The organism is Acinetobacter lwoffii (assembly GCF_024129715.1).
Taxonomy (GTDB): domain Bacteria; phylum Pseudomonadota; class Gammaproteobacteria; order Pseudomonadales; family Moraxellaceae; genus Acinetobacter; species Acinetobacter lwoffii_U.
In genome coordinates this window covers 1-24077 of the sequence record NZ_JAMXXM010000014.1, presented here as the reverse complement: position 1 = coordinate 24077, position 24077 = coordinate 1, and the positions used below count along the sequence as shown (strand labels likewise).

The window sequence follows — 24077 nt, the reverse complement described above, 5'->3', positions numbered from 1 at the left end:
AAAAAAACCCCATTTTAAATGGGGTTTTTTATTTGTTATTGAATGGCATTCGCTTAATCAACCAGAAAACTAATTTTTAAATTGACACGATATTCCGTGATTTTATTTTCTTTAATGACAACCTTCTGTTCATTGATCCAAGCACCTTGTACATTTTTGACCGTTTCCGTGACTTTTTGAATGCCCGTTTGAATCGCATCTTCAAAGCTTTTATTGCTGCTTGAATTGACTTCTACCACTTTTGCAATTGCCATAATAAAACTCTCAGCATGAAAATGAATGGAATTCCATCTTAGTCCATTCTTAGAAGATTGCAGCAGCTGGTAAACAAGCGATAGCAAAAACTTACATGGATTGAACAAAGCTCGAAATTCAGTTTTAAATTGGCAGATCGAAAACACATCGCCGCTTGTTTTGGCACTCGATTAAGTCCAGATTTTCATCGCTAAAATAAAGTATAAAGCCGTGTAAAACCACACAAATCAAACTAGAGCAAATATACTAATTTATTGTTTTATAGAGTAATTTATCTAAAATTTACTACCTGAATTTGCCGAATATATCATTTTCTATTAAGTCTTATTTGCTATTATTTCACCCGAATTAAGTTTAAATACTCTCCTATGTTCAAGTCATTGAACACTCTGATATTAAAGGTCATCCTATGAATGCTCTTAAATTTGCTTTCGCAGCAACCGTTATGGCTTTTTCTGTTCAAGCGTCTGCACAAATGGCGCAAGTGGTTCATCTGCCAGACTTTCCAGCGACTAAAGTACCTGCTGAAACAGTAAATGCAGATGCTGCGCCTGTAGCAACTGAAAAAACGGCTTAATACAAAGCTGTTTTTCATTAAAATAGGCTGATTGATTCAGCCTGTTTTTTTGATCATATTGAACACATTCAGTGTGAAAGATGCACGACTCTAAAAATGTCGATCATTTCCCACTCTAGTTTTTTCTATTGATTTTTATCACTTTTAATTAAAAAAATTTGTTTATATAACACTCAAAATAGATCACTATTTTATGTGATCTCTGCTTATAATTGCAGCAATATAAATAGATCAATGATAAGAAAATTTAGTTATGCATGAACTTCAGGCATTGGTACAGGGCAAAATTCTGCCTCAGTCAGTTTCTATTGATTATTTAATTGAAATGGCAGAAAGCTATACCGACTCGAATTCTGCTGAATACAGACTGGTCGAGCTGGCGGTTAACATCGTACTGGCACAAACCCTAGATAAAGCACTGAAACATCTCTAGAGATCAAAAAATGAATGCTTTAGAAAAAGCACACTTAATTAAAGAATTATATGGACTGGCGCAGCAACTGGAGCATAAAGTCCTGCCTTTATATGAAATTGCCCGTTCTAAAAAAAGAATACGCGATATTTTTAATCTGTGTGATGAGCCTATTTTCAAAACCCAGATTTCAGCATTTAAAGCCCGCACTCAGCCTGAACTTGTCGCCTACCAATTTTCTGCTAACACATCTTATCATTTAAGCTTTCGTGGCTATTTCACCGAAATCTTGGCGCTGGAACAAGCATTGTATGCCCATCCGGATTCAGGCTGGGCAGTTTTACATCATCCTGAACGTGGCTGGCAAATCTGGCTGATTCCGGCTCCCCAATCTCCTGCCCTGCACAGCCAATGGGCTGAACTGCAACACTGTTATATCTGGCTATTACAACAACAGCAGCGGTCTGCTTGCCTAAAACAGGATCCCCCCTTGATCGTTCCGGCCTTATCCTTAAACGAAGCTGAGACTAGATTAAAAGCTGTGGAAACAACCAGATATCATCGGGGACGGCCGAGGGCAAGAATCCATGCGCTAGAACTACATCGCTCAGATGAGTTACCCATACAGGTACCCCCTGTATATGAGACTCCCGATTCTCAGCTCAAAGCTGAAACGACCATTCAGCAAGAACAGATCACAGCCTCCGAATTGATTCAATTCCCTGTACAGATTCAACTAGGCGAACTAAACACCCATGTACACCCTTTAGGCTTAGAAGAAACCAATATCCAGCGACTCTGTGCTTTAGAACTGACTGAGAATATCGAGCATCCTGCCTATCTGGATATCACCTTGTATTATGCGGCAGAAGATAACTGGCAGGCACGTCAGGTCTATTTGGTTGAACAACTGAATCTGCAAGGCCAGTTTGTTAAATATCTGATGCTCTTAGGGGTACCGAGTCAGTTGCAGGCTCACTATTGTATTCAACATTGGCTCAGCCATCATCAACGCCAGGCTGCGGCGATTAAATCACTGGCGTGGTCTGTTATAAGCACCAGGTTCATGCAACTCGATTTTTTTTCAACGGCTTACTTGCAGCAGGCTGAAACAGTCTGGACACAGCCAGATTACCATCCATTTATACCCGCACAGTCCATTCAAAAGCAGAAATTTATCTCGTTTAAAGAAGCTGCTGCGGATTTTTCTACCCCAGTGCTTTTGCTACAGGAACATCAAAAAATCCGAGTGATTCATGGTGAAAAACACATCTCTCTCGCAGAGGATGAGCTGGCCTATCCATACATCTTGCTGCAACGCGACAAACAGCTCAATTGGCAGAATATTCACAATATTATTTTAACAATGCCACAACCCATTCGGGTATTAGAGCTTTATCGAGAAATTCAGGCTCAAATGATTGAATAATTGCTGTTATTTTGTAGCTTTAACTTGCTTTTTAAGGCCGTTTTTTAGAAAACTACAGCTGAATATAAGAATACAAGAGCAACAAATATCTCATGCAAATAAACAGGATTACTCAAATTTTACTGCTCTCTCTGGGCTTAGGAATGAGTGGTAGCATGTCTTGGGCCAATTCAGTCACAACTGCTCCTGCCAGTCCAACGAATATAGAGCCAAGCCGATCAGGCTTGCTGGATCAGATTCCACGTTTGATCGATGCAACACCCACGGTTCTGCCGGAGCAATCAAATGTCGCCATTGTTCCATCCACGCTAGAGACAGAAAATTATTCATGGGCGGATCAAAAGCAGAAAGGCATCCGCGAATGGGCCGATCGTACTGCGCATAAAATTGATAACTGGTTTGGTGAAACCGATCCGGATCAGCCAGCTGCAGCCACATTACGGATCATTCTAGATAATCGCTGGGATGAATATGAAGGCTATGAGATTAAGCCCCGAATCCGCGGCAAGATTAAGCTTCCGACCTTGGAACAAAAGCTGAGTGTGGTTTTTGGTGATGACAGTCTGGATAATGAATTAGACAGCAATGTTGCGATTACCAATGAAAATCCTGCCACTTCCGGAGATAAGCGTCTGGATACTAAACGTGCACGTGAAGATAACAGCTCTTTTGCCTTACGTTGGTCTGAATGGTCAGATCGCATTCCTTTCGAAACCGATCTCGATCTGGGCCTACGTTCTGGCGATGATATTTATCTGCGTGTCAAAGCCAGTAAGGACTGGACACTAGAAAATGACTACTCTTTTCATGCCGAACAGATTTATCGCTATGGCATTCAAAGTGAAAACTATTTACGGACCAATCTGGAGCTGATCCATGCCCGTCCCAATCAGGCCTTTTTCTCCAATCAGCTTAGTCTGACTTATGCAGATGATCAAGACGACGATCTGACCTGGGACAACTACACCTTTAGGCAACATCAGTTTTTTCAGGACAACCGTTTTAGTTACGGCATTTATACCGGTGGTTATCTGAATGACAAGGATCTGCGTCTTAATCGCTGGGGCCCCTATGTGTCGTGGAGACAACCTTTTTTACGTGAATGGTTTTTTGTCCAGACCGACCTGAACTATTTGAATGATCATCGCGAAGATCGTGATCACTATGTCGGGGCTTTGGTACGTTTAGAAGCGTTGTTTTAAACTGACTGATACTAGAAAATAATAAAAGCCCATCATTCATGGGCTTTTTTCAATATTACTGAGGCAATCAGCGTGGCAAGTATTAGCTGGTTTTATTCAAGATAATACGATCACTGCGTAGCACACGTTTTTGCTGCAATGAGGGTTGTTCCATCACCGGCATATTGAAGCGAATATGATCGCTACGTTGTACACGTTTCGGTTTTGTTACGTTTACTTTTGCTGTTTTATAAAAGCTAATGCGATCTGTGCGTACCACTTTTTCTGCAGCAGGTGCCGCTAGACTAAACTGGCTCATCGACATCAGGATTACAGCGCCCATACTGATCATCAGCTTAGATTTCATAACATTCTCTCTCCTTACTTAATGATCGCAATTATAAATCAAAAAACCATTATTAATTTAAAATTCAGATTTAAAATCCGCAGGGATTTTTTTATCGTCACTATCGTTTTTCCAGATCATTTCTAGAAATGAAAAATGAAGCAGGCATAAAAAATCCCTCCGAAGAGGGATTTTCTCATTCAACACATCACCAGTTAAGCAAGCAGCAAGCTATTAATCCGCTTGACATATTCAGCAGGATTTTCTGGTAATCCACCTTCTGCAATCACTGCCTGGTCAAAGATCACATTGGCCAGATCATCAAACTGCGCCGAGCCATCCAGTTTTTTCACCAACGGATGTTCCGGGTTGATTTCCAAAATCGGCTTGATATCCGGCACAGGTTGGCCTGCATCTTTCAGCATACGAATCAGCTGCGGAGACAACTCACCTTCTCCAGTCACCAGACAAGCCGGAGAATCGACCAGACGCGTCGTCACCCGCACTTCTTTGGTCTTGTCTTTTAATGAATCCGTCAACTTATCCACCACCGGTTTAAACTGGGCTGCGGCTTCTTCAAGGGCTTTCTTCTCTTCGGCATCCTGAAGGTCACCTAAGTCAACTGCACCTTTCGACACGTTTTGCAAAGGCGTACCATCGAACTCATTCACGAAGTTCATCGCCCATTCATCCACGCGTTCAGTCATCAACAGAACTTCAATGCCTTTTTTCTTGAACAGTTCCAGTTGCGGTGAATTTTTCGCAGCATTCAGACTATCTGCAGTCACATAATAAATGGCTTTCTGGCCGTCTTTCATGCGTGCTTTATAGTCTGCCAATGACGTGCTGACCTCGTCATTGTTTGATGTTGCATAACGCAGCAGTTTCAAGATACGTTCACGGTTACTGAAATCTTCACCCAGACCTTCTTTCAATACTGAAGCAAATTCCTGATAGAAGGTTTTGAAGTTTGCCTGATCTTTTTCATCTTCAGATTTAGCCAGATTATCCAAAATGGTCAGGATACGGCGGGTATTGCCTTCACGGATGGTTTTGACATCACGGCTTTCTTGTAATAACTCGCGACTGACGTTCAATGGCAGATCGGCACTGTCCACCACACCTTGCACAAAGCGCAGGTAGTTTGGAATCAGGTTATCTGCATCATCCATAATGAACACACGTTTCACATACAGTTTGATACCCGCTTTGGATTCACGGGTGAAAATATCATGTGGCGCTTTGCTTGGAATATATAACAACTGGGTATATTCAGTGCTGCCCTCAACCCGGTTATGCGCCCAGGCCAATGGCGCTGCGAAATCATGGCTTAAGTTCTTGTAGAACTCGACATACTGCTCTTCAGTGATTTCAGACTTGTTACGAGTCCATAATGCACTGGCTGAGTTAATGGCTTCCCACTCATCGGTTTTGACATATTGGCCACCTTTAGACGTTTCACCTTCAGCCGCTTCTTCTTCCTGCCAGACTTCTTTTTGCATCTGGATTGGCAGGCTGATGTGGTCTGAATATTTATTGATAATCTGCTTCACTTTATAGCTTTGCAAATAATCTAGCGCATCGTCACGGAGATGCAAAATAATATCGGTACCACGTCCTTGTTTCGTGATCTGTTCAACTTCGAACTCACCGGTTCCGCCACTGATCCAGCGCACCCCTTCAGAGACATCTGTGCCAGCACGACGCGACTCTACCGTGATCTTGTCAGCCACAATAAAACCGGAATAGAAACCGACACCAAACTGGCCAATTAGCTGGGCATCAGCCTTTTGATCGCCGGTCAGTTTGGACATAAAGTCTTTGGTGCCTGATTTGGCAATAGTCCCTAAATTATCAATAGCTTCCTGTTCGCTTAAGCCGATCCCGTTATCTGAAATGGTAATGGTTTTATTGTCTGCATCCAGACTGACACGAACGCGCAGATCCGGATCATTTTCATAAAATTCGGGATGGTTAATCCCTTCAAAACGTAATTTGTCGCATGCATCTGAGGCATTCGAGATCAATTCGCGTAGGAAAATTTCAGGGTTTGAATAAAGCGAATGGGTCACGAGATGTAGTAACTGAGCCACTTCAGCCTGGAAACTATGTTTTTGTGCGCTAGACTCGCTCATTAATCACTCCTTTTATTTTAAATACAGGTCAATACTGTTGCCTATATGAATGGAGTGAGTTACTAAATTTTCAATAGCCAGTTGTATATTTTTTCTCAAGATATTTTATAAAGGATCTCTTGATCTAAAATGACTTGGATTTGTAAAGGCTTAGGTTTAAGGCTTAATAAGGCCCAAGCTTATAAATACGTTGAAATTGCAGGTCTATTTGCTGCTGACGCATATTATAGACCTGACTAAGACAGGACACAGATTCCTGACAGCGGTCACGGAACTGTAGCCATTTCACCTGATCACGCTGGATCACCGAGCGGGTTCCCATAGGCACCATACGACGTAAAATATGATAGCTGGTACTCATCTTGACATCGGCATCATTCAGCAGGCGATGTTCACAAATCGCTTTCTCTGTCATGGTTTCAGCTTTCTGACAATCAAAACTTGCCGCATAGGCAGACCCTGCCAGCAGACTGAAGAAGATCACAATACCTTGGCTTAAAAACTTCATGCTGATCTTCCTTATTATTCAATTATTAAGTCGTATTCAATTAATATTTACTTTATTCGTTTTAATATAGTTGAACATTGCCGATCTGCTCAATTTCAATAAGTTATAAATCGTTGTTATTTTGAAAAAAAAGCCTCATTCAAGATGAGGCTTTTTTGTTGAGTAAGGCTAGAATTTAGAACTTGTAGCTATAACCGATCGTGTAAACCCAAGGATCAATATTCAAGTCGAATTTAGTATTATCAGCATCATCTAAAGTCACTTCAGGACTCAAATCTGCATAGCGCACGTCAGCAAATACTCCCCAGTTTTTGGCATCGGCTGGCTGATAATTAAAGCCGACTTGACCTGCCAAACCAAACTCTTCTTTCACGTCTTTAGCCAGGCCTTCTTCATCCCAAGCAATAAAAGCTGTGCCACCTACGCCAATATATGGTGTAAAGCGTGTTGCATTTTTAAAGTTATATTTAGCGGTAATTGTGGGTGGCAGATGTTTGATCTTAGCCACCTTACCTACACCTTGAAGAGAAATGTCATGGTTAAACGGGGTAGCCAATAATAATTCTGCCGAGATATTGTCATTAAAGAAGTATTCAACCGAAGGCGTAAAGCCATATTCCTGATCGGCTTCTACGACTAAACCTGGTGCAATTTCAGTGTCACTTGATGGTGCTAAAGAACTGGCACCAACTTTCACCTGCCATTGACCTGCCATCGCAGATGCAGAAAGACCCATTAATGCAATTAGAGCAGCTTGCTTTAACATTTTAAAATACCCCACAGGAAGAATAATTATTAAGAAAATAAATCTTAATTAATAATAAACACGAGGAAAAATAATATGCAATAAGTATTATAAAACTAATTTTTAATTATTATTTAAGATTATGATTTATAAGATAATTTATTTTAAATTGACCAGATTGGTTGGTTTTGAATACCAAGTATATTAATCAGATAAATATGGTTTTATTCAGAGTAAAATAATCAGGTTTATATTAATTTTTATTTAAACATATATTTTAAATACATCTTATTATTTATTTTAAATCCAGATAAATCTGCTCTAATAGATATCAGAGCAGATTGAAATTGACTTACAGAACCATGGCTGCAATCCAGCCAAAAATCATCAACGGAATATTGAAGTGAATGAAAGTTGGAATCACACTATCCTTCATATGGTCATGCTGACCATCCATATTTAAACCCGAAGTTGGGCCTAAAGTTGAATCCGAAGCTGGAGAACCGGCATCACCCAAAGCTGCCGCAGTCCCGATAATCGCAATGGTTGCAGCCGGGCTAAAACCAAACTGGATACACAGCGGAACATAAATAATCGCCAGAATTGGGATGGTTGAGAAAGACGAACCAATACCCAATGTGATCAGCAAACCAATCAACAGCATCAGAAATGCGGCCAGTGCCTGACTATTACCAATCCAGTTCACTGATGCTTCAACCAAGGTTGGTACCTGATTAGTCGCTTCAATCACCGCGGCAAAACCTTGTGCTGCAATCATGATAAAACCAACCAGCGCCATCATGCGCATACCGGTAATGATCACATCATCCGCTTCTTTCCATTTAAAGATCCCGGCACAACTCAGGATTGCGACACCCACCAGACCAGCCAGAATCATCGAGTCTGAATAAAGCTGTACCGCCAATGTGGCAATAACTGCAAGACCTGCCATCCAGATGGTAAATTTGGCAATCTGCGGTTTAACCTGTTCAGCCACACCCAGTTCAGCAGAAATACTTTGCTGCTCTTGGACATGAATATCTTGATATTGGCGTGGTTTGCGATAGCTAATAAAGATCGCCACCAATAAGCCCACAAACATACCGAATACTGGAATTGCCATCGCAGATGGAATCTGGTCATAGCTAATTTCAAATCCATATGGCTTACCAAAAGTATTGATGTTATGACCCAGAATATCATTCAGGAAGATGGCACCAAAACCGACCGGAATCAGCATATAGGTGCCTACCAGACCAAAGGTCAGCAAACAGGCAATCAAACGACGGTCGAGCTTTAAGTGGTTAAATACAGCCAATAGTGGCGGAATCAGTACCGGAATAAAGGCAATATGCACGGGAATGACGTTCTGCGAGAACACGGCAGCAATAGCAACTGTGAAAAAGATCAGATATTTCACCCGGTTTTGCGCTTTAAAATCGGCCTCACCTTTTAAGGTACTGATCATTTTATAAGCCAGTAAATCCGGTAAACCCGAACGTGCCAGAGCCAAAGCAAATGCACCTAAAATACCGTAAGCCAAGGCAATTTTAGCACCACCACCCAAGCCATTGTTAAACGCATCCAAGGTTCCCTGCAGGCCTAGACCTGCCAATAAACCACCTGTAACAGCACCAATGACCAGGGCAAAAACCACAGGTACACGTGCCAACGAGAGTCCGAACATGACTCCAATAGCAGCAAGAATTGCGAACATAATGAATCGGAATAGAGAGAAAGCGGCTATTTTATCAGAAAATGCGGATAAAAATTCCGCCACTTTTTTCTGGTCGGTTCATGTTTCGCGGAGTGGCCTGTCAATGAATGTCAGCAGATTTACGCTGAATAAACTCATCAATCAATTGAGCCACTTGCTCCGGTTGACTCAGGATCGCCCAGTGATTGGCAGCCAGTTCTACTTTGGAGAAATCATCCACCCATTTTGACATTTCATCAACCAGATCTGGCCCGACAAACTGGTCATATTTCAGCACAATCGCCTGTACCGGACAGATGGCAAAACGCTGCCGTGGTTGAGCTAAGCGTGGCAAAAAATTGGCCCGATACAGGTTCACACCATATTTGCCATCTTTGACAATATGCGGGTTGAGTGGCAGATCATCGTGTCTTTCCAGTTGCTGCACGATCTTGCCCCAACGCTGCGGATTAAAAAAATTCCAGGCCAATGGCGCCACCAAGGGCAACTGAAACATCGCGATATACCAGGACTTGCTCATTTGCTTTAAGAATTTTGCTTTGTTTTGCTGGAACTGTTCACACATCCAGAAAGCGGCATGATCCAGACATGGCCCAGATAAGGTGCTATAAGACAGAATTCGCCCTTTAAAGCGTGGATCGGTGACAGATTCCCAGGACTGAATTGAGCCCCAGTCATGCGCAGCCAGATGAAAAGCTCGATTCGGCAATACCTTATTCACCACCTCTTCCAGATCCTGACTTAAACGGGCCAAGCGGTAATCGGAGATTTTTTTGGGAATACTGGACTCCCCTGCGCCCCGGACATCATAAGTCACCACAAAATAATCCTGACTCAAATGAGCAATGGCTGGCTCCCAAACTGCCTGATGATCGGGATAGCCGTGAACCAGCACCAATGCCGGTTGTTCGGATTGTCCATAAGTTTTGACACAAAGACGCTGCTGATCCGTGGTATCGACCCATTGCATGTGCATTTCCATCTTTTGATCCTGTTTTTGTTATTGACCACTTAGTTTATAAATCGGCATGATTGATCAATGCCAGCGCATTTTTGTTGCTCTAGTATGCATAATCACAGCCGCAAAAAGAATGTCAGTATGAGCCTATTCCAGAAAATTCAAAAACTGCCTCTGGTTTCAAAATTTATTCTGAACCGCTATGCCCCTTATCGTGGTGCAGGCATTGAAATTGATAAGATTGATTTTAATAATTATCACGTTCGGGTCAAAATGCCGCTGACCCGTAAGAACCAGAATATTGTCGGTGTGCATTTTGGTGGCAGCCTGTATTCAATGGTCGATCCCTTTTATATGTTATTGCTGATGCATCATTTGGGGCCGAAATACCTGGTCTGGGATAAAGGCGCCAGCATTCAGTTTTTGGCACCGGGTCGCGGTACAGTGGTAGCAGACATTCGGATTTCTGCTGAAGAAATTGCCACGATTATCAATCTGGCGACTGACAACGCGCCAGTGTATCGGCATTATCAGCTGAATATTTATGATGAAGCCGGGGTCAGAATTGCCGAAGTAGAAAAAACGGTATATATCCGGCGGAAACAGAGCAAAGGGAAAATTAACGCTCCTAAATAAGATAAAAGCGCCACATTGGCGCTTTTAAATCTAGCTAAATCTGAAATGACTTTCGACTTAACGACGACGGTTATCCTGTTCAATCGCAGCACCGGCACCACCACCGATTGCACCACCAATTGCAGCACCCGCGTTACCACCGAAGATGCTTTTACCCACTGCAGAACCTACAGCACCACCGACACCACTATAGGTCGCATTACGGTTTGAACCACCTTGAGCTTTACTACCGACTGCTGCACCGGCACCACCGCCAACTGCTGCACCAACACCACCACCTACTCTGTTACCTACACCACCACCCACTGCACCACCGAGCGCAGCTGCGCCAATACGCTGATCTTTAGCAGACATATTTTCACAGCCTGCCAACATAAAAGTGGAGATAGTTGCAACAGCCATTACGCTCATTAACTTTTTCATGATCTTGGCCTTCCTGTCTTGCTTTAATTAAGCTTATCTTCATTTTATGAAACTAAAATCTGTAGCGTGTTACTTCTCTCGGTATTCCTGCTGAGTTTTGTAAATATCAATGGATTATTCTTCTGTTCAAGATGTCTTATTTATAAATTTCAGACAAAAAAAAGACGCCCGAAGGCGTCTCTTTTCTCAGCTTTAACTCGAATTAGAATTCTTCGTTAAATGCCTGGCTTAGAGCTTGGTCTACATCAGAGAAGTCATTGTGCAGTTCAAATTCTGCAGCTTCTGCTTCTTGACGACGACGCTCCAGGTGGTAAGCCAAACCTGTACCCGCTGGGATCAGGCGACCTACAACCACGTTCTCTTTCAAGCCACGTAAGTCATCTTCTTTACCTGTTACAGCCGCTTCAGTTAACACACGTGTGGTTTCCTGGAACGATGCAGCAGAGATGAACGAGTCAGTAGAAAGCGACGCTTTCGTAATACCCATCAATTGACGTTCAAACTTCGCAGGGAACTTGTTTTGCGCAAGAACTGCTTGGTTTTCCTGAACAACACGGATGTAATCCACTTGTTCGCCTTTGATGAAGCTGGTATCGCCACCGTCAGTGATATCAACTTTACGCAGCATTTGACGTACGATCACTTCAATATGCTTGTCGTTGATTTTTACACCTTGCAGACGGTATACGTCCTGAACTTCGTTCACGATGTAGTTTGTCAGCGCAACTTCGCCTTTCAAACGCAAGATATCGTGCGGGTTCTGTGGACCATCAGAAATAGTTTCACCACGGTTCACATGTTCGCCTTCGAACACGTTAATCGTACGCCATTTCGGAATCAGCTCTTCATAAATCTCAGAGCCATCATCCGGCGTAATCACCAGACGGTTCTTACCTTTGGTCTCTTTACCAAAGCTTACAACACCCGACACTTCTGCAAGGATTGCATGCTCTTTTGGCTTACGTGCTTCGAACAAGTCAGCTACACGCGGCAGACCACCGGTAATATCACGGGTACGTGAAGTTTCTTGTGGTACACGACCGATGACATCACCGACACCAATCGTTTCGCCATCACGAACAGAAAGAATCGTGTTCTGTGGCAGGAAGTAGAACTGTTCGCCACCATCAACGGTATCCAACACAACAGCAGGACGCAAATCTTTACCTGACGCAGGACGTGAAGTCACTGGCAAGATTTCGATGGTTGACATACCTGTTGCATCATCAGTTTTAGAAGTAACCGTCACGCCATCAGCAATCTGGCTGAAACGTACTTTACCAGCAACTTCTGTTACCAATGGATGTGTATGCGGATCCCAAGTCGCCACAATACCGCCTGCTTCTACAGCTTCGCCATCTTTCAGCAAGATAGACGCACCGTAAGGCAGTTTATAGCGCTCGCGCTCACGACCTAAATCATCCGCAATACCGATTTCACCTGAACGTGAAGTCGACACCAAATGACCTTTGGCATGTTGTACTGTTTTCACGTTGTGGAAACGTACTGTACCTTGGTTACGAACTTGTACACTGTTTGCAGCAGAAGTTCGGCTCGCAGCACCACCGACGTGGAAGGTACGCATCGTTAACTGTGTACCTGGCTCACCAATCGATTGAGCTGCCATTACACCAACAGACTCACCCGGGTTCACCTGATGACCACGTGCTAGGTCACGACCGTAACATTTCGCACATACACCGAAGGTAGACGCACAGTTCACGACTGAACGTACTTTAATTTCGTCGACACCCTGGCTTTCAATAAACGTCGCCAATTTCTCGTCAATTAACGTATTACGTGGAAGCAGAACTTCGTCTGTACCTACACGTTTCACATCTTCAGCAACCACACGACCCAATACTCGTGCACCCAGGTTTTCGATGACATCGCCACCTTGAATGAACGGAGTCATGACCAGACCGTCATACGTACCACAATCCGGCTCGGTAATGACCAAGTCTTGCGCAACGTCTACCAGACGACGAGTCAAGTAACCAGAGTTCGCAGTCTTCAATGCTGTATCGGCCAAACCTTTACGCGCACCGTGTGTCGAGATGAAGTACTGAAGTACGGTCAAACCTTCACGGAAGTTCGCTTTAATCGGCGTTTCAATGATCGAGCCATCCGGCTTCGCCATCAAACCACGCATACCCGCCAACTGACGAATCTGAGCTGCCGAACCACGGGCACCTGAGTCAGACATCATATAGATCGAGTTGAATGATTTTTGCTTCTCGTCTTCACCCTGTTTGTTTTTAACAGTCGTGAATGACAAGTTGTCCATCATCGCTTTAGCAACCTGGTCATTGGTACGCGCCCAAATATCGACCACTTTGTTATAACGCTCGCCAGCAGTTACGAAACCTTGTTCGAACTGTTGTTCGATTTCACGAACTTCAGCTTCCGCTTTACCAATAATTGCTTGTTTTTGCGGTGGAATAACCATGTCTTCCATACCGACAGATACACCTGAACGCGTCGCTTGACGGAAGCCCAAGTACATCAATTGGTCAGCGAAGATAACAGTATCTTTCAGACCCAATTTACGGTAGCAAGAGTTAATTAATTTCGAGATGTTTTTCTTAGTCATCTCAACGTTAATTTGCTGGAAATCCATACCTTCAGGCACAACTTCCCAAAGTAGGCAGCGACCAGGCGTCGTATCTACAATAATGGTTTGCTGTTCACGGTTACCATCTTCGTCGATCACAGTCTGGTGTACACGTGCCTTAACGCGAGCGTGTAGATCAACCTGACCTGTTGCCAGTGCACGGTTTACTTCGTGAGTATCCGCGAACACCATGCCTTCACCTTTGGCATTGATTGCATCACGCGTGATGTAATACAAGCCCAAGACCACGTCCTGAGACGGTACGATGATTGGCTCACCGTTCGCTGGAGACAGAATGTTGTTAGTCGACATCATTAACGCACGAGCTTCAAGCTGAGCTTCAAGTGTTAATGGTACGTGTACCGCCATTTGGTCACCATCGAAGTCGGCGTTAAACGCAGCACATACGAGTGGGTGTAGACGGATCGCTTTACCTTCGATCAGGATCGGTTCAAATGCTTGAAGACCCAAACGGTGAAGGGTTGGCGCACGGTTCAACATCACTGGATGTTGACGAATCACGTGAGCAAGAACGTCCCAAACTTCCGGGGTTTCGCGCTCAACCATTTTCTTCGCAGCTTTAATGGTGGTTGCTTGACCAGAGGCCTGTAGTTTCGCGAAAATGAATGGCTTGAACAGTTCAAGTGCCATTTTCTTCGGAAGACCACATTGGTGCAAACGCAGGTTTGGACCAACAGTAATTACCGAACGACCAGAGTAGTCAACACGCTTACCAAGTAAGTTTTGACGGAAACGACCTTGCTTACCTTTGATCATGTCTGCCAAAGATTTAAGCGGACGCTTGTTCGAACCGGTAATTGCACGACCACGACGACCGTTATCTAGCAATGCATCTACAGACTCTTGTAACATACGTTTTTCGTTACGTACGATGATGTCTGGCGCTGCAAGGTCAAGAAGACGCTTCAAACGGTTGTTACGGTTGATCACACGACGATAAAGATCGTTCAGGTCAGAAGTCGCGAAACGACCACCTTCAAGTGGTACAAGCGGACGAAGGTCTGGTGGAAGAACTGGAAGTACAGTTAACACCATCCATTCTGGCTTGTTGTTCGAATCGTTGAATGCTTCCATCAACTTCAAACGCTTAGACGCTTTTTTCAGCTTGGTTTCTGAAGTTGTAACAGGAATTTCTTCACGAAGACGCGCAATTTCAGCTTCAAGATCGATGTCTTTCAACAAGTCTTGAACTGCTTCAGCACCCATTTTCGCTGTGAATTCATCACCGTGTTCTTCTAAGGCATTGAAGTATTCTTCATCGTTTAGAAGTTGGTATTTCTCAAATGGAGTCATACCCGGATCGGTCACTACATAAGATTCGAAATACAATACGCGTTCGATATCACGTAGCGTCATGTCTAATAATAGACCGATACGGCTAGGCAATGATTTCAAGAACCAGATGTGTGCAACTGGAGATGCCAGCTCGATGTGACCCATACGCTCACGACGAACTTTCGCAGTTGTTACTTCAACGCCACATTTTTCACAAATGACGCCTTTGTATTTCATACGCTTGTATTTACCACACAAGCATTCGTAATCTTTCACTGGACCAAAGATTTTGGCACAGAACAAACCATCACGTTCAGGCTTGAACGTACGATAGTTAATGGTTTCTGGCTTTTTAACTTCACCGTGAGACCATGACTTAATCATTTCTGGTGACGCAAGACCAATACGGATGCGGTCAAACTCTACAGGAGCATGACCGTCTGAATCCGTCTTTTTGCGCATGATATCGAGCAAGTCTTTCAATTTTTTTCTCCGTGTGTTGTGGAGATTTTCACTCAACAACTGGGTCACAAATATTGTTTTTTAACTGAATTTTAATCCCCCTCAGTCCCCCCTTTGTTAAGGGGGAAGCCCCTCTTTATCAAAGAGGGGTTTGGGGAGATTCAATGGAACTAATTAGTCACCATTTTTCAGTTCAATGTTGATACCTAAAGAACGGATCTCTTTGGTCAATACGTTGAACGATTCAGGCATGCCCGGGTCCATATAATGGTTGCCATCTACAATGTTCTTGTAGATACGGGTACGGCCTTCAACGTCATCCGATTTCACAGTCAGCATTTCTTGTAGCGTATATGCTGCACCGTAAGCTTCTAGTGCCCAGACTTCCATCTCACCGAAACGCTGACCACCGAATTGTGCTTTACCACCAAGCGGCTGTTGCGTTACTAGAGAGTAAGAACCAGTTGAACGCGCATGCATCTTGTCATCAACCAAGTGGTTCAGTTTCAGCATGTACATGTAACCTACAGTTACCGGACGATCGAAACGCTCACCAGTACGACCATCATATAATACGGTCTGACCAGTACTAGACAGGCCTGCAAGTTGTAACAACTCTTTGATCTGACCTTCTTCGGCACCATCGAATACCGGAGTAGCCAAAGGCACGCCAGCACGCAAGTTGCCAGAAAGTTTCAAGATTTCTTCATCAGTCAAGCTATCAAGATCTTCTTGCTCGCCACCAACTTTGTTGTAAATCTTGTCTAGGAAATCACGAAGCTCAAGTACAGTACGTTGCTCTTTCATCATCTTGTCGATTTGATCGCCAAGACCTTTCGCCGCCATACCCAAGTGAGTTTCAAGAATCTGACCCACGTTCATACGCGATGGTACGCCAAGCGGGTTCAATACGATATCAACAGGTACACCGTTAGCATCGTGTGGCATGTCTTCTACCGGCAAGATGTTAGATACAACACCCTTGTTACCGTGACGACCCGCCATCTTGTCACCAGGCTGGATACGACGTTTCACTGCAAGGTAAACCTTAACAACTTTCAGAACGCCAGTCGTCAGTTCATCGCCAGTCGAAAGTTTGCGTTTCTTCTCAGCAAATTTTTCATCAATTTCAAGGCTCTTCTCTTTCAAGAACACTTGAATTTGAGTTAAACGCTCAGCAATCGCTTCGTCAACTGGTTGAATTTCAAGAAGATCAACAAGCTCCAAACCAGACAACACGTCTTCAGACAGTTTGTCGCCACGTTTAGTTGTACCGCCGCCATTTGACTCTTGGCCATTCAGTAGACGGATTACACGTTCACGTGCAGCTTCTTCGAAGATTTTGAATTCTTCTTTCAAGTCTTTACGGTATGCATCTAATTGCGCTTTTTCAATTGCTTGAGCACGTTCGTCTTTTTCAAGACCGTCACGTGTAAACACTTGAACGTCAATCACAGTACCTTTAGTACCCGATGGAACGCGTAAAGATGAGTCTTTTACGTCAGCCGCTTTCTCACCGAAGATTGCACGTAGCAATTTTTCTTCTGGAGTAAGCTGTGTTTCACCTTTAGGGGTTACTTTACCAACAAGGATATCGCCAGCAGTTACTTCTGCACCGATGTAAACGATACCTGACTCGTCCAGTTTAGATAGAGCAGCTTCACCCACGTTCGGGATATCGGCAGTGATTTCTTCCGCACCCAGTTTGGTATCACGTGCAACACATGACAATTCCTGGATATGAATAGATGTTAAACGGTCTTCTTGAAGTACACGCTCAGATAACAAGATCGAGTCTTCGTAGTTGTAACCGTTCCAGGTCATGAACGCTACACGCATGTTCTGACCCAGTGCCAGCTCACCGCCATCAGTCGATGGCCCATCAGCCAGGACATCACCACGACCTACTTTATCGCCCAGGTTCACAAGAACTTTCTGGTTGATACAAGTGTTCTGGTTCGAACGGGTATACTTGATCAGGTTGTAGATATCTACACCTGCCTCACCTGCGATCATTTCGTCTTCATTCACACGAATAACCACACGAGACGCATCAACAAACTCGATACGACCACCACGTTGAGCGATCACACATACACCTGAGTCATGTGCTACGTTCGCTTCCATACCGGTACCAACAAGCGGCTTGTCAGCAATCAACGTCGGAACTGCCTGACGTTGCATGTTCGAACCCATTAATGCACGGTTGGCATCATCGTGTTCTAGGAATGGAATCAGTGACGCTGCTACAGATACGACCTGCTGAGCAGATACATCCATATGCGTTACTTTTTCAGGAGGAATACGTACGAAGTCACCTTGATGACGTACAGATACAAACTCTTCTGTTAAGTTACCATCTTTATCCATTGCAGAATCGGCCTGTGCAATGACAGTGCCTACTTCTTCAATCGCAGACAGGTATTCAACTTCATCTGTTACACGACCATCAACCACTTTACGGTATGGGGTTTCCAGGAAACCAAAGTTGTTACATTTCGCATAAACAGAAAGCGAGTTGATCAAACCAATGTTTGGACCTTCCGGTGTTTCAATTGGACATACACGACCGTAATGAGTTTGATGTACGTCACGTACTTCAAAGCCTGCACGTTCACGCGTCAAACCGCCGGGACCAAGCGCAGAAACACGACGTTTGTGCGTGATTTCAGACAATGGGTTGTTTTGGTCCATAAACTGAGACAACTGGCTTGAACCAAAGAACTCTTTGATTGCAGCAGCAACAGGCTTCGCATTGATCAAATCTTGCGGAGACAGGTTGTCAGTTTCAGCTTGTGATAAACGCTCTTTAACAGCACGTTCTACACGAACCAGACCTACACGGAATTGGTTTTCTGTCATTTCACCCACAGAACGAACACGACGGTTACCCAAGTGATCGATATCGTCGACTTCACCTTTACCGTTACGGATTTCAACTAATGTTTTTAATACATCAGTGATATCTTCGTTCGAGAGAATGCCTTCAACCTCACGTGACTTCTGGTCTGTACCGACTTCGTAAGGACGACCCAAACGACGGTTGAACTTCATACGACCCACTGGAGACAAGTCATAACGTTCAGAAGAGAAGAACAAGTTATTGAATAAGTTTTCAGCAGCTTCTTTTGTTGGTGGTTCGCCAGGACGCATCACTTTGTAGATTTCTACCAATGCTTCTTCACGATTGCTCGTTGTATCTGCACGTAGAGAATCTGCAACGAATGAACCGCGGTCGATATCATTAGTGAACAGAATATTGAACTGCTTCACGCCGCCTTCTGCAATTTTCACCATGATTTCATGGCTTAATACAGTATTGGCCGCAATCACATCACCATCTTTTAATGGGATATCTTCAGCAGTGATACGCTCATACAGGTACTCATCAGGCACTGCAAGTTTTTCAAGACCTGAAGCTTCCATTTGACGTACATGACGCGCATTGATACGTTTACCTTGCTCAACAATTGCCTTGCCATCCTTGTCCAGGATGTCAAATTGTGCCATTTCGCCACGCAGACGTTCAGGCACCAGGTCAATCTGGTAGCTACCCATGTCAAGATACACAGGTACTTTCTCGTAGAACATGTCGAGAATGTTTTCGTTGCTATAACCCAAGGCACGAAGCACCACAGTCGCAAGCAATTTACGACGACGGTCAATACGTACATAGACCAGGTCTTTGGCATCGAATTCAAAGTCTAACCATGAACCACGGTAAGGAATAATACGCGCTGAATAAAGGACTTTACCACTTGAGTGAGTCTTGCCTTTATCGTGGTCAAAGAATACGCCTGGTGAACGGTGTAATTGTGACACGATCACACGCTCGGTACCGTTAATTACAAAGGTACCGTTATCCGTCATCAATGGCATTTCGCCCATATAGACTTCTTGTTCACGTACGTCTTTAATTGACTTCGTTTCACGATCTTTCAGGATCAAACGAATTTTTACACGCATTGGTGCTGCATAAGTTGAGCCACGAAGGATACATTCGCGTACATCAAACTCAGGCTTACCAAGACTATACTCAACAAATTCTAAAGCAGCATTGCCAGAATAACTTTCAATAGGAAAAACTGAACGAAATGCGGCTTGGAGACCGATATCTTCGCGGTTTTTTGGTGATTTGCCATCTTGTAAGAATGTTCTGTACGAGTCGACTTGAATCGCGAGCAAGTACGGAGCATCCATGACGCTAGGCAATTTACCAAAATTCTTACGGATCCGTTTCTTTTCGGTATATGAGTATGCCATCTGGAGTCCTCGGAAAGTGTAAACCAAGCCCGCCTGCAGAACGGGCTCAGAAGGAATTACGCTGGCCGATATGGCCACCACTCTTTACAAATGCTGCAATTTTTAGTGGTATTAAAACGCTTATCAATATTTTTTAATGAAAAATATTGGTAAACGTTTGTTCATTATGTTTATTTTCAATTTGTATGATTTTTATATCATGCAAACAAAAATCGAGCCGATTATTGTAACGCAAAAAGGCTGATGACCCAAGAGCCATCAGCCAATTTTTGGAGCCGATTATAAAAAAACCGGCTCCCTTAAGAAATTACTTAAGAGTAACTGTAGCACCAGCTTCTTCAAGTTTCTTCTTAAGCTCTTCGCCTTCTTCTTTAGAAACGCCTTCTTTAAGAACTGCAGGAGCGCCTTCAACCATGTCTTTAGCTTCTTTCAAGCCAAGGCCAGTCGCTTCACGAACTGCTTTAATTACAGCAACTTTGTTCGCGCCGAAAGAAGTCAATTCAACATTGAATTCAGTTTGTTCTTCAGCAGCAGCAGCAGCTGGACCAGCAGCAACAGCTACAGCAGCAGCAGATACATTGAATTTCTCTTCGAAAGCAGAGATAAGTTCAACAAGTTCAAGAACAGTTTTTTCAGCAACTGCGTTTAGGATTTCTTCGTTTGTTAAAGCCATGAGATTAACTCCAAATGGGTATTGAATGATGTGTGTTTAAGTTTGAGCTTAAGCAGCTTCTGACTCGTTTTTCTCTTGAAGCGCTGTAAGTAAGCGGCCCAATTTCGAAATAGGAGCTTGAAGAACGTTTGCAAGCATAGTAAGCGCTTTCTCTTGGTTCGGAAGATTCGCGATTACGCTAACTTCTGCACCCTGATAAAGTTTGCCATCAAATGCAGCAGCCTTAAGTTCAAATGCTTTATTAGTTTTAGCGAATTCTTCGAACAAACGTGCAGCTGCACCCATGTCGTCTTCAGAATTCGAGAAAGCTAAGATTGTTGGGCCAACAAGGTTGTCGTTCAAGATATTGAATTGAGTATCTTGAAGAGCACGTTTAGCCAAAGTGTTACGAACGATACGTGTAGTAACACCAAGTTTACGCGCTTCAACACGTAGAGTAGTTAACTGCTCTACAGTCAAACCTTGGTAGTCAGCAACAACAGCAGCAAATGCAGTAGAAGCAACTTCAGCTACTTCAGCTACGATCTGTTTTTTGCCTTCGATAAGAAGAGCCATTGTAAAACCTCCTAACGGTGATTTATGTACTTACGCGAAGTACACTCCCAATTCGCAAGACCATCACTGGACTCACACGCGGAGGATGAACAAATCACACCACCGCGTCTACGCAGGCTGGACTATTAAGAGAGAAGCATAAAACTCCCCTCGCCCGCGGTCTTTGACGCTGATAAATTTTCATTTACCAATTCAAAGTTTGCCTAAATTATCCCCTCTCCTTTTAGGAGAGGGCTAGGGAAAGGTTTAATCCTCTTCCCGACCTTCTCCCAGAGGGAGAAGGAGACATCTTCAGGGCTTTAAAATTCTGTAATAAGTCGAGACTTATTTAGAAACGTTTGCTACATCAACGATCAAACCAGGACCCATAGTTGAGCTCAAAGTGATCTTTTGAATGTATACGCCTTTAGACGTAGCAGGTTTCAAACGTTTTAAGTCAGCAACAAGTGCTTCAACGTTTTGACGAACAGCAGCAGCTTCAAAACCTACTTGACCGATCGCAGCATGGATAATACCAGCTTTGTCTACGCGGTAACGTGCTTGACCAGCTTTTGCATTTTTAACTGCAGTAGCAACGTCAGGAGTTACAGTACCCACTTTAGGGTTTGGCATTAAGCCACGTGGACCAAGGATCGTACCAAGTTTACCTACAACGCGCATTGCATCTGGAGCAGCAATTACTACGTCAAAGTCAAGGTTACCCGCTTGGATGCTTTCAGCAAGATCGTCGAAACCAACAACGTCTGCGCCTTCAGCTTTAGCAGCTTCAGCAGCAGCGCCTTGAGCGAATACAGCTACACGTACAGTTTTACCAGTACCTGCAGGAAGTGTAGTCGCGCCACGAACAACTTGGTCAGATTTACGAGGATCAACACCTAGGTTTACCGCGATATCTAGAGATTCTTTGAATTTAGGAGCTGGAAGGCTCTCTAAAACTGCAACAGCTTCTTCTAGCGTGTAAACTTTGTGCGCTTCTACAGCAGCTACAATCGCTTTTTGACGTTTAGTTAATTTAGCCATGTCTTAAAGCTCCACTTCCAAGCCCATAGAACGCGCAGAACCAGCAATGGTACGTACACGTGCGTCTAAATCAGCACCAGTCAAATCTGGTTCTTTAGTAGTCGCGATTTCTTCGATTTGAGCACGAGTCAACTTACCAACTTTAGTTTTGTTAGGTACAGCTGAACCCTTCTGGATACCAGCAGCTTTCTTAAGAAGAACAGCAGCAGGTGGAGTTTTCATGATGAATGTGAACGACTTGTCGTTGTACACAGTGATCACGACTGGAATTGGCAGACCAGCTTCAACTTTTTGTGTAGCAGCATTGAATTCTTTACAGAATGCCATGATGTTTACACCACGTTGACCTAGTGCAGGACCAATCGGTGGAGATGGATTCGCTTTACCAGCTGGAACTTGCAGCTTGATATAGCCGTCAATCTTCTTAGCCATTTCAAATTACCTCTGGGTGCAAACGCCGGTGAAGGCTCCCCAATGATTTCAAGTAACGATACCGTTACAACAACAATGCCTGACTTATAAATAAGTCAGGCGTTTTCAACCCATACAAATTAGACTGATTTTTCGACTTGACGAAATTCCAATTCAACTTGAGTTGGTCGGTTAAATACATTAATGGTCAGCGTTAAACGTGACTTTTCGTACTGAACTTCTTCCACCACACCTTTAAAGTCGGTGAATGGACCGTCAACCACGAGTAATTCTTCGCCTGGTTCAAACATCGTCTTAGGACGCGGTGCTTCGCCAGTATTGCGTACACGCGCAAGAATCGCATCTGCTTCTTTTTGCGTAATTGGTGCCGGTTTTTCAGCCGTACCACCAATAAAACCTAAAACTTTTGGACATTCTTTAACAATGTGCCAAGTATCATCGTTCATTTCCATTTCGACTAGGACATAGCCAGGAAAGAACTTACGCTCTGATTTACGCTTCTTGCCATCCTTCATTTCTACCACTTCTTCGGTAGGAACAAGGACTTCACCAAAGCTATCGGCAACAGCGCTACGCTGGATTCGATCATTAAGCGAACGCATCACTTGTTTTTCATAACCTGAATAGGCATGAATAATGTACCAACGTTTCATAGCTCTCTTACCCGATAATAAACTTCATTAACCAGCCTAAAATATAGTCAAAACACCACAATAAGATGGATGCAATTACGACTACAACAAGAACTTGCCAAGATGTGGACATCGTCTCTTGCTTGGTAGGCCAGGTCACTCGACGCAACTCAATTCGTGCATCTTTCAGCAGACGAATAAAGCCTTTGCCTTGATGGGTGGCGTATAATAAACCGAATGCTGCAACGATACAAGCCAAAATCACCCCAACGCGCACCCAAATATCATTCGCAGGTGCCCAGTACGCTGGTAAATATTGGTTTACCATCATTGCACCAACCAATAAAATCAAGGCGATAACCCATAGAACCATGTCTAATGGAGAACCAGAACTTACATCTACTGCAGGATTATTTCTTTGAGGAATTGCCGCTTCGCCTAATGCGTCGCGTGATTTTTCATTCGACATTTTTGTACTCGTCGTAGGTTTCGCGACTTATTATATGACCAATTTTGCCGACATCAAGCGTCTTTTTAGAAACTTGGCAGGTCAGGAGGGACTCGAACCCCCAACATTCGGTTTTGGAGACCGACGCTCTACCAATTGAACTACTGACCTGCAAAACAACAAGTTGGAGCCTAAGCTCCAACCTGCTTGTCTTATTCTATGATTATGCAGTTACTTTAGCAACTACACCAGCACCAACTGTACGACCACCTTCACGGATCGCAAAACGTAGACCTGGGTCCATTGCGATCGGGTGGATTAGCTCTACTGACATCTCAACGTTGTCACCAGGCATAACCA

At 43.7% G+C, this 24077-nt stretch carries 22 protein-coding genes and 1 tRNA gene; 5 read left to right on the top strand and 18 right to left on the bottom strand.

What is annotated here, in order from left to right; translation table 11 throughout:
- Positions 1-53: 53 nt before the first annotated feature.
- Positions 54-254: a dodecin family protein gene (locus NI462_RS09985; RefSeq protein ID WP_004278594.1), complete on the bottom strand. Its 201-nt coding sequence runs from the start codon at positions 252-254 to the stop codon at positions 54-56.
- Between the two features lie 410 nt (positions 255-664).
- Between NI462_RS09985 and NI462_RS09980 the strand changes: the two genes are divergently transcribed.
- The 4 genes from NI462_RS09980 (at position 665) to NI462_RS09965 (ending at position 3875) form a co-directional block, all read left to right on the top strand.
- Entirely contained in the window at positions 665-832 is a 168-nt protein-coding gene (locus tag NI462_RS09980) for a hypothetical protein (RefSeq protein ID WP_253160470.1), read from the top strand.
- Between the two features lie 253 nt (positions 833-1085).
- Positions 1086-1265, top strand: a complete 180-nt coding sequence (locus tag NI462_RS09975) for a hypothetical protein (RefSeq protein WP_005267565.1) — start codon at positions 1086-1088, stop codon at positions 1263-1265.
- 10 nt (positions 1266-1275) lie between these two features.
- Positions 1276-2673, top strand: coding sequence for a hypothetical protein (locus NI462_RS09970; RefSeq protein ID WP_253160443.1), 1398 nt, complete (start codon positions 1276-1278; stop codon positions 2671-2673).
- A 92-nt stretch (positions 2674-2765) separates the two neighbouring features.
- Positions 2766-3875 (top strand): hypothetical protein, encoded by a 1110-nt coding sequence (locus NI462_RS09965; protein ID WP_253160441.1) that lies wholly within the window; start codon positions 2766-2768, stop codon positions 3873-3875.
- 82 nt (positions 3876-3957) lie between these two features.
- Here NI462_RS09965 and NI462_RS09960 read toward each other — a convergent pair whose 3' ends face one another.
- From NI462_RS09960 to NI462_RS09935, 6 genes are all read right to left on the bottom strand, one after another.
- A complete protein-coding gene (locus NI462_RS09960; protein ID WP_071851077.1) occupies positions 3958-4221 on the bottom strand; it encodes a hypothetical protein in 264 nt (87 codons plus the stop codon).
- Between the two features lie 194 nt (positions 4222-4415).
- Positions 4416-6335, bottom strand: a complete 1920-nt coding sequence (gene htpG / locus NI462_RS09955) for a molecular chaperone HtpG (RefSeq protein ID WP_004647318.1) — start codon at positions 6333-6335, stop codon at positions 4416-4418.
- 163 nt (positions 6336-6498) lie between these two features.
- A complete protein-coding gene (locus tag NI462_RS09950; protein ID WP_253160438.1) occupies positions 6499-6843 on the bottom strand; it encodes a lysozyme inhibitor LprI family protein in 345 nt (114 codons plus the stop codon).
- A gap of 175 nt (positions 6844-7018) precedes the next feature.
- Positions 7019-7609 carry an OmpW/AlkL family protein gene (locus NI462_RS09945; protein ID WP_253160436.1) on the bottom strand — a complete coding sequence of 197 codons (591 nt, stop codon included), beginning with the start codon at positions 7607-7609 and terminating at the stop codon, positions 7019-7021.
- A 331-nt stretch (positions 7610-7940) separates the two neighbouring features.
- Positions 7941-9305 (bottom strand): Na+/H+ antiporter family protein, encoded by a 1365-nt coding sequence (locus tag NI462_RS09940; RefSeq protein WP_195725244.1) that lies wholly within the window; start codon positions 9303-9305, stop codon positions 7941-7943.
- A gap of 100 nt (positions 9306-9405) precedes the next feature.
- On the bottom strand, positions 9406-10287 hold the full coding sequence (locus tag NI462_RS09935) for an alpha/beta fold hydrolase (RefSeq protein ID WP_253160433.1): 882 nt from the start codon (positions 10285-10287) through the stop codon (positions 9406-9408).
- A 117-nt stretch (positions 10288-10404) separates the two neighbouring features.
- On the opposite strand from NI462_RS09935, the gene NI462_RS09930 reads away from it, so the two are divergent.
- Positions 10405-10899: a DUF4442 domain-containing protein gene (locus tag NI462_RS09930; protein WP_253145527.1), complete on the top strand. Its 495-nt coding sequence runs from the start codon at positions 10405-10407 to the stop codon at positions 10897-10899.
- Between the two features lie 57 nt (positions 10900-10956).
- On the opposite strand, the gene NI462_RS09925 is transcribed toward NI462_RS09930, so the two are convergent.
- From NI462_RS09925 to NI462_RS09875, 11 genes are all read right to left on the bottom strand, one after another.
- Positions 10957-11322, bottom strand: a complete 366-nt coding sequence (locus NI462_RS09925; protein ID WP_253160430.1) for a YMGG-like glycine zipper-containing protein — start codon at positions 11320-11322, stop codon at positions 10957-10959.
- 202 nt (positions 11323-11524) lie between these two features.
- Complete coding sequence (rpoC, locus tag NI462_RS09920) at positions 11525-15715, bottom strand: DNA-directed RNA polymerase subunit beta' (RefSeq protein WP_004278609.1); 4191 nt, start codon at positions 15713-15715, stop codon at positions 11525-11527.
- A gap of 153 nt (positions 15716-15868) precedes the next feature.
- Positions 15869-19957: a DNA-directed RNA polymerase subunit beta gene (gene rpoB, locus NI462_RS09915; protein ID WP_253160428.1), complete on the bottom strand. Its 4089-nt coding sequence runs from the start codon at positions 19955-19957 to the stop codon at positions 15869-15871.
- 307 nt (positions 19958-20264) lie between these two features.
- On the bottom strand, positions 20265-20630 hold the full coding sequence (rplL, locus tag NI462_RS09910; protein ID WP_004278611.1) for a 50S ribosomal protein L7/L12: 366 nt from the start codon (positions 20628-20630) through the stop codon (positions 20265-20267).
- Between the two features lie 48 nt (positions 20631-20678).
- Complete coding sequence (rplJ, locus tag NI462_RS09905) at positions 20679-21185, bottom strand: 50S ribosomal protein L10 (protein ID WP_004278612.1); 507 nt, start codon at positions 21183-21185, stop codon at positions 20679-20681.
- A gap of 324 nt (positions 21186-21509) precedes the next feature.
- The gene (rplA, locus tag NI462_RS09900) at positions 21510-22205 is read right to left on the bottom strand and encodes a 50S ribosomal protein L1 (RefSeq protein WP_004278613.1); all 696 of its coding nucleotides are present in this window, start codon (positions 22203-22205) and stop codon (positions 21510-21512) included.
- Between the two features lie 3 nt (positions 22206-22208).
- On the bottom strand, positions 22209-22637 hold the full coding sequence (gene rplK, locus NI462_RS09895; RefSeq protein WP_004278614.1) for a 50S ribosomal protein L11: 429 nt from the start codon (positions 22635-22637) through the stop codon (positions 22209-22211).
- A 119-nt stretch (positions 22638-22756) separates the two neighbouring features.
- Positions 22757-23290, bottom strand: coding sequence for a transcription termination/antitermination protein NusG (gene nusG / locus NI462_RS09890; RefSeq protein ID WP_004278615.1), 534 nt, complete (start codon positions 23288-23290; stop codon positions 22757-22759).
- Positions 23291-23297: 7 nt separating this feature from the next.
- Entirely contained in the window at positions 23298-23738 is a 441-nt protein-coding gene (gene secE / locus NI462_RS09885) for a preprotein translocase subunit SecE (RefSeq protein ID WP_004278617.1), read from the bottom strand.
- 74 nt (positions 23739-23812) lie between these two features.
- Positions 23813-23888, bottom strand: a tRNA-Trp gene (locus tag NI462_RS09880).
- Between the two features lie 52 nt (positions 23889-23940).
- Positions 23941-24077, bottom strand: a 137-nt coding sequence (locus NI462_RS09875; RefSeq protein WP_079279704.1) for an EF-Tu C-terminal domain-related protein, incomplete at its 5' end; no start/stop codon positions are given.

Excerpts from the sequence above, each read along its gene's own strand:
- NI462_RS09985 (WP_004278594.1), bottom strand. The coding sequence starts at position 254 with ATGGCAATTGCAAAAGTGGTAGAAGTCAATTCAAGCAGCAATAAAAGC.
- NI462_RS09980 (WP_253160470.1), top strand. The coding sequence starts at position 665 with ATGAATGCTCTTAAATTTGCTTTCGCAGCAACCGTTATGGCTTTTTCT.
- NI462_RS09975 (WP_005267565.1), top strand. The coding sequence starts at position 1,086 with ATGCATGAACTTCAGGCATTGGTACAGGGCAAAATTCTGCCTCAGTCA.
- NI462_RS09970 (WP_253160443.1), top strand. The coding sequence starts at position 1,276 with ATGAATGCTTTAGAAAAAGCACACTTAATTAAAGAATTATATGGACTG.
- NI462_RS09965 (WP_253160441.1), top strand. The coding sequence starts at position 2,766 with ATGCAAATAAACAGGATTACTCAAATTTTACTGCTCTCTCTGGGCTTA.
- NI462_RS09960 (WP_071851077.1), bottom strand. The coding sequence starts at position 4,221 with ATGAAATCTAAGCTGATGATCAGTATGGGCGCTGTAATCCTGATGTCG.
- htpG (WP_004647318.1), bottom strand. The coding sequence starts at position 6,335 with ATGAGCGAGTCTAGCGCACAAAAACATAGTTTCCAGGCTGAAGTGGCT.
- NI462_RS09950 (WP_253160438.1), bottom strand. The coding sequence starts at position 6,843 with ATGAAGTTTTTAAGCCAAGGTATTGTGATCTTCTTCAGTCTGCTGGCA.
- NI462_RS09945 (WP_253160436.1), bottom strand. The coding sequence starts at position 7,609 with ATGTTAAAGCAAGCTGCTCTAATTGCATTAATGGGTCTTTCTGCATCT.
- NI462_RS09940 (WP_195725244.1), bottom strand. The coding sequence starts at position 9,305 with ATGTTCGCAATTCTTGCTGCTATTGGAGTCATGTTCGGACTCTCGTTG.
- NI462_RS09935 (WP_253160433.1), bottom strand. The coding sequence starts at position 10,287 with ATGGAAATGCACATGCAATGGGTCGATACCACGGATCAGCAGCGTCTT.
- NI462_RS09930 (WP_253145527.1), top strand. The coding sequence starts at position 10,405 with ATGAGCCTATTCCAGAAAATTCAAAAACTGCCTCTGGTTTCAAAATTT.
- NI462_RS09925 (WP_253160430.1), bottom strand. The coding sequence starts at position 11,322 with ATGAAAAAGTTAATGAGCGTAATGGCTGTTGCAACTATCTCCACTTTT.
- rpoB (WP_253160428.1), bottom strand. The coding sequence starts at position 19,957 with ATGGCATACTCATATACCGAAAAGAAACGGATCCGTAAGAATTTTGGT.
- rplL (WP_004278611.1), bottom strand. The coding sequence starts at position 20,630 with ATGGCTTTAACAAACGAAGAAATCCTAAACGCAGTTGCTGAAAAAACT.
- rplJ (WP_004278612.1), bottom strand. The coding sequence starts at position 21,185 with ATGGCTCTTCTTATCGAAGGCAAAAAACAGATCGTAGCTGAAGTAGCT.
- rplA (WP_004278613.1), bottom strand. The coding sequence starts at position 22,205 with ATGGCTAAATTAACTAAACGTCAAAAAGCGATTGTAGCTGCTGTAGAA.
- rplK (WP_004278614.1), bottom strand. The coding sequence starts at position 22,637 with ATGGCTAAGAAGATTGACGGCTATATCAAGCTGCAAGTTCCAGCTGGT.
- nusG (WP_004278615.1), bottom strand. The coding sequence starts at position 23,290 with ATGAAACGTTGGTACATTATTCATGCCTATTCAGGTTATGAAAAACAA.
- secE (WP_004278617.1), bottom strand. The coding sequence starts at position 23,738 with ATGTCGAATGAAAAATCACGCGACGCATTAGGCGAAGCGGCAATTCCT.